General features: G+C 37.3%; 2 protein-coding genes. One reads left to right on the top strand and one right to left on the bottom strand.

Annotation, left to right across the window (positions count from 1 at the left end):
• Nucleotides 1–505: 505 nt before the first annotated feature.
• Entirely contained in the window at nt 506–865 is a 360-nt protein-coding gene (locus tag AC1DUA_RS38750; protein WP_477504745.1) for a TIR domain-containing protein, read from the top strand.
• A 290-nt stretch (nt 866–1,155) separates the two neighbouring features.
• Here AC1DUA_RS38750 and AC1DUA_RS38745 read toward each other — a convergent pair.
• The coding region (locus AC1DUA_RS38745; RefSeq protein ID WP_477504744.1) for a hypothetical protein at nt 1,156–1,601 on the bottom strand (446 nt) is incomplete at its 5' end.

The following is a 1,601-nucleotide window of genomic DNA, read 5'->3' as shown; positions in this document are numbered from 1 at the left end:
CGTTCACCTATAAACTTAACAAATATATGATCCTATTTTATTGCCGCGAAGTCACTAGCTTAATAACTAAAAAAGAGCAACAAAACAAAAGAGTAAAAATTTAATATAACAATGATTTTAAATGGATCAGTTGCACGACATAATGAAAGCTAAAACAAATTCGTAGGACTATTAAATTTGGTGATTATATATTACTATTTTTAATGACAGGTTATAATTAGAGGAACCGAATACAAAGGATTTAAAGCACGTAATGACAATCAGCGGACTCATTGCGTTTAATAAATCGTTATAAAAACCTTGCGATATCTCCGCAGATGTCCTGTAAAAACGTTGAACATGGACACTAAGAGTGGCTATGATTATATTTTAGAGGGGAAAGTGCTTATCATGGCAAAAAGAACGACATCTAAAGCGTCGACTCCAGGTATTAAAAAAAACGCGTCTCTTCTAATGTCAAAGGCTGAGGCATCGGAAAGAATTAAACGTCAGATTGAAAAGGGCTATGAACTCAAAAATCGTGAGATTAATTCAAGTCCACACAATTGTTGAGAAACTAGAACGTGTTTCAGCGGTCGGATATGCAATTGTTCTATTAACTCCTGATGACATTGGTCGTTCCAAATTAAGTAAGCCAGAAGACGAAAAACACCGTGCTAGACAAAATGTAATTTTTGAATGGGGCTACTTTGTTTCTAAGCTTGGGAGGAAGAATGTATTCGCCCTGCTCAAGGGTGATGTTGAATTGCTTTCCGATATGCAGGGAGTGCTTTGGACTCGAATGGACGGCGAGGAAGCTTGGAAATTTAAACTGGCTAGAGAATTGAAAGCTGCTGGATTTACCATTGATTTGAACGACTTGTAACGTGCTGGTATTGGCAATCGCAGTCCCCTCAGGGCGCGAGGGTGGTTGTCCGCTCCACCGGGTTCCATGCGCTTTTAGGTGGGCGGCAATTGCGGCCTGCCTTTAGTCTTTTCTTATTAATAATTTCTGTCAGTCAAATTAACCCCGAGAGTAACATTCACTTTCTTTGTAATAGTTCCCCAATATACATAGTGGGAAATATTCGCGACACAAATATGCTCCCTTTCACGACACAAATATACTCCTGTTCAAATTTTGCACAACCACGATCTCCTTAAATGAAACAGCACCTAATTCAACCTAATAAACCTTTTATATTCTTCCTCATCTTTAAAATAATCAAGATGATGATTACGGCGTTTCTTTACACTGTTAAAAGGACAATATAACTTTATGTCACCAATAGCCACTTGCTTTCTTTTGTACCATGTGTGAAATTCCAACTCTTGATTCTTATCATCGTCAGAAACTTTCAATATTCCAAATGGTAGATTCTCATATCGAAAAGGTAAAACCTTGATTTCATTTGTAGTTTTTCGTTGCAACGCCACTCTTACCCAATTATAAAAATGGTTCAACAAAATCATGCTTAAGAATTTAGAAATCACCCATTTGGTAGCCGTGACACTTTCATAATCTCGGTGTCTCTTCCCTCCACTCCATGACCCTAATATCCTTAATAAATTATGATAGTCCTGCATAGATATAAACTCAATACCGTTGTCTTTTACAGGTC

Source organism: Paenibacillus sp. 01T422 (assembly GCF_056398785.1).
This window is presented reverse-complemented; position numbering and strand designations above follow the sequence as displayed.